Origin of the sequence: Pseudomonas sp. PDM13, assembly GCF_025685765.1 — a bacterium.
In the GTDB taxonomy this organism is placed as follows: Bacteria; Pseudomonadota; Gammaproteobacteria; order Pseudomonadales; family Pseudomonadaceae; genus Metapseudomonas; species Metapseudomonas solani.
Window position 1 is genome coordinate 1 of the sequence record NZ_JAOTQU010000052.1, and the last position, 4526, is coordinate 4526.

The following is a 4526-nucleotide window of genomic DNA, read 5'->3' on the forward strand; positions in this document are numbered from 1 at the left end:
TTCTACAACCCTCTCCAGCAAGTCAGATTCTCCGATGGCACAACCTGGGATATCGAAGCAATCAAGGCACGGTTGTATACCGGGTCAGCTAGCGATGACGTGTTGATAGGCACGGTTGATGTCGAAACCATCCTGGGCGGAGCCGGCGACGACACGCTGTACGGTCGTGCCGGAAATGACCTCATCATCGGTGAAGATGGTAACGACTCGCTCTATGGTGAGGCGGGTAACGACACCCTCGATGGAGGAATCGGCAACGACATCCTCGATGGCGGGAATGGAGACGATACCTACCTATTCGGCAAGGGTGATGGCCTGGACACCATCGCCAGCAACTACGAATACCGCTCCGGCAAAGCCAACACCCTGGTATTCAAATCTGGCGTTCAGGCCGAGGACATCACCCTGTCCCGCTCAGGGGCTGACCTGATCTTCAAACTGAACGATCAGGACCAGATCACGGCCAAGGACTTCTTCCGCGAAGAATCGCCCTCCAACTTCTACAACCCTCTCCAGCAAGTCAGATTCTCCGATGGCACAACCTGGGATATCGGTGCAATCAAGAACCGCGCCCTGACCGGGTCTACCGGGAACGATGAACTGCTCGGCACACAAGAGGCAGACCTGATAGCCGGTGGCGCCGGTGATGACATCCTCTACGGCATGCTCGGCAACGACACCCTCGATGGAGGAATCGGCAACGACATCCTCGATGGCGGGAATGGAGACGATACCTACCTATTCGGCAAGGGTGATGGCCTGGACACCATCGCCAGCAACTACGAATACCGCTCCGGCAAAGCCAACACCCTGGTATTCAAATCTGGCGTTCAGGCCGAGGACATCACCCTGTCCCGCTCAGGGGCTGACCTGATCTTCAAACTGAACGATCAGGACCAGATCACGGCCAAGGACTTCTTCCGCGAAGAATCGCCCTCCAACTTCTACAACCCTCTCCAGCAAGTCAGATTCTCCGATGGCACAACCTGGGATATCGGTGCAATCAAGAACCGCGCCCTGACCGGGTCTACCGGGAACGATGAACTGCTCGGCACACAAGAGGCAGACCTGATAGCCGGTGGCGCCGGTGATGACGTCCTCAGTGGTGGAGCTGGAGACGATACCTACCTGTTCAATGTCGGCGACGGCCGGGACACCATCATCGAGATATCCGGCAACGACACCCTCCTCTTCGGCCAGGACATCTCCGCAAACGACATCTGGCTCCAACGCAACGGCAGTAACCTGGAGCTCACCCTGAGCGACTCCGCCGACAAGGTCACCATCAGCAACTGGTACTCGAGCACTTCGAACCACATAGAGACCATCAAGTCCGACGACGGCAAGACCCTGTTCGACAGCCAGGTGCAGAACCTGGTCGATGCCATGGCGGCCTTCGCGCCGCCTGCGGGCGGCAACTCCAACCTGACGCCCGAGCAGAAGGCGCAACTGGAGGTGGTGATCGCTGCGAACTGGGCCTGACCTGCATCAGCGATAACGACAGGAGCGCCAATTGGCGCTCCTGCTCGCTGTGTGGAGCCCTGGATAGCACGGGGGTTCCGCTTTGCTCGGTATAGATGGACTACACGGCTTACCGGGTTGCGCGGACAGCTGGCGACTCGTCCCATCAGGGCGAGTGCTTGGGAAGCGGTGAACGTATTGCATACAACTCGTGCGCAGCACATTCATCAGCAAGAGGCAAAAATGGACAAACTGACAGAACAGGAACAGATCCTTTACTTGAAGCTGGTGATGGCCTCACAGCAGGTGGACTCCGTGGAGGGCTTCCAGAGCTTCGTTCGTGAATGCCTGCGGCCGCTGCTACCTCACGGGATGACGCTGGCCTGCGTGGGGGCGTTCGTGAACGGGAAGGCGGTGCTGGAAATGGCCGTAGCGGTGGACTACCCCACGGAGCTCTTCGAAAAGGTACATGAGATCGTCAGCATCCCTGACCGGGCCCTGCTCGCTCGCTGGTACATGGAGCGGAAACCGCAGCTCATTGCCCGCGGCCTCAATGACCATCAGCTTTCCGAACTGGAGCGTTCTGAAATGGAACGGTTCGACTTCGACAATTTCGTTGCCCACGGCCTGGTTGACCTCGACGGGAGAAAAGGCAGCTACATCAGCCTGGCGAGGGTACCCGGCCAGTTAACAGCCCATCACGGGTTCCTTATGGAGCTGATCACTCCCCACCTTCACCAGATATTGGTACGCCTGCTAGCAAGCCGAAACAGCAATGTATTTAGCAACGCCCAACTCCTCTCCCCCAAGGAACACGTCGTTCTTCGCTGGCTGGCGGCTGGAAAGAGCAACCCGGAAATCGCAGCCCTGCTTAGCCGAAGCGTATCGACCATTCGTAACCAAGTGCATTCGATCCTCACCAAACTGGGTGCATCGACACGAGCGGAAGCACTGGCAAAGGCTTATGAATTGAGGCTGCTCTAGGCCATTTTTGGATCAGTTGATCCATTGTCCCGGGTGTAATCGTCAGTGAGACTGCAAGCTCTCAAAACCCTAAGGACAGGCGATGAAAACGCTCATACGGACAGGTGTCCTTTCAATCTTGGTTAGCTTGACAACGCAAGCGGCCGATTATCCGCAGCACGATATGCAGCAGATCGTGCTTCCCAGTACTGAGGGCGGTCGCTACACACTCAATTTTCGCGATATCGATCATATCATCGACGACCTACACGACTTCGCAGGGAGTTACCCCCCAGTTTTGAGTCCAAAGCCGACGCCGATCAAGCGAGAAAAGAAATCGCTGTGCTGGCACGTCTTTTCGACCAAGGCCTGCAATCGCACCCGGACAGACAGCTCCTTTCAAGAGCCGCCCTGCTGCATCGAATGGGTCACAACCTAGATATGCCTGACAGCGGGAAGAAAGCGGAAACGCTTTACCTGAAACTGTTGGCCATCACACCGGATGACCTGTACACAAACTATCAGTATGGTCTTTTCTTGGCAGAAACAGGGCAAAGCTCACGAAGCCTGCCCTATCTGGAAAAAGCCACACGAGAAGACTACCCGCCGGCCTACTTCACCTTGGCCATGACCTACTTTGCCATGGGCGATACAAACAAGGCCAAGGAGAACCTTCAGGTCTACCTGCAACACAACGCGAACGATCAGCACGCAAAAGCGCTATTAAATGCCATTAAAGATGGACGAGCGCGCGTTATTAGCGAGCCGGCCAAAAACTAGCTGACCCGCACTATAAGAAAATCCAATAACTATTGATTAACAACCTAGCAATAGCGCAATACAACCAAAGCAGACCTGAGCATAACAACCATATAAAGACACCCACGCCATTCACACTTAGCAAAGCGCACCCCCAAGCAAAGGAAGGGCAATGAAAAAACTGCTTATAACCCTGCTGATAGTCATCACGACATATGGCTGCTCCAATGAAAAAGACTCAATTCTCATCCCCATTAATGCAGAAAGTACAGAATCAACTTTCAAAATAGAAGAATCAGCCAGCTATACATTAGCCCTTGTATTTTCATGCGACTGCGAGGGCAACCCTACTAAGGCAGAGGACTTCTCAAGAGACATTACCGGCTTAAATGGACTAGGAGAAGGAAGCATACAGACAAATGTAACAATCACAATTAAAAGCAGCGGAAAAGATTTTATCGAAAAAACATACATAAAAAGCGGCTCATCCGGATCAATTTATACAAAGCTAGGAGAACAAGACTTAAGAGTAAAACTAAGGGTACTGGACGCCCTACCACAACTAAAAAACGGAAATTACTCAATTAAAATTGAAAAATTTTCCCCAAACAAAATTCTTGAAAAATACAGGACCTTCATTCTTATATCCTACCTTGATCCAAAGGTATAACAAATGCATACAGTAACTTACAACATCGCCCCTACTGATACGCCATACACATATCAAGAAGACACCAAAGACCATAAAAAAGGAGACACCGTACCATCTAGAGCGGGGCATATGTGGTACACCATACAAGACAAGGACGGAAACACACTAAGCTATGGCTTCCAATCCAATAACAACTCTCACGGATTGTACCCCTGGCAGGAAAACAATGGAAAAATAAGCACCATTGACAACGTTGCTTATGGCAAAGGCGTACAGTCAATAACCATCTCTATAACGGAGGAGCAGTACAACAAACTAAAATCATTTGGCGAGACCCCATCCTCATACAATTTTAACGATAAAGAATACAATATCCTCACCAATAGCTGCGTAGATTTTACCTACGCATCAATGAGTATTGCTGGAATTGACCTGAGCAATGATGAGGGAAATTTATATCCAGAGAATAATGTCTCGTCACTCCAAAATTGGCTTGAGAAGAACCTAAAAGAAAATAGCGACCGCATTGCATTTTGGGACAGTGGTACAAGCTGCACTATTAATCCCGTAGTGAACTCGAGCTTCGACGCTGCCAACTCTTTCATCGAACGCCGCGACCCTCTCAGCCTTGACCTGGACGGCGATGGCATCGAAACCGTCGGCGCCAACGCCGGCATCACCTTCGACTTCG

General features: G+C 52.2%; 5 protein-coding genes. All 5 read left to right on the forward strand.

Going from position 1 to position 4526, the window contains the following annotated elements:
• On the forward strand, nucleotides 1-1482 hold a 1482-nt coding region (locus OEJ36_RS30310), incomplete at its 5' end, for a calcium-binding protein (protein ID WP_317891613.1).
• A gap of 222 nt (nucleotides 1483-1704) precedes the next feature.
• Nucleotides 1705-2445 (forward strand): helix-turn-helix transcriptional regulator, encoded by a 741-nt coding sequence (locus OEJ36_RS30315; protein ID WP_263404642.1) that lies wholly within the window; start codon nucleotides 1705-1707, stop codon nucleotides 2443-2445.
• A 321-nt stretch (nucleotides 2446-2766) separates the two neighbouring features.
• The gene (locus OEJ36_RS30320; RefSeq protein WP_263404643.1) at nucleotides 2767-3204 is read left to right on the forward strand and encodes a tetratricopeptide repeat protein; all 438 of its coding nucleotides are present in this window, start codon (nucleotides 2767-2769) and stop codon (nucleotides 3202-3204) included.
• 151 nt (nucleotides 3205-3355) lie between these two features.
• Entirely contained in the window at nucleotides 3356-3853 is a 498-nt protein-coding gene (locus tag OEJ36_RS30325; protein WP_263404644.1) for a DUF5625 family protein, read from the forward strand.
• A 3-nt stretch (nucleotides 3854-3856) separates the two neighbouring features.
• On the forward strand, nucleotides 3857-4526 hold a 670-nt coding region (locus tag OEJ36_RS30330; protein WP_263404645.1), incomplete at its 3' end, for a hypothetical protein.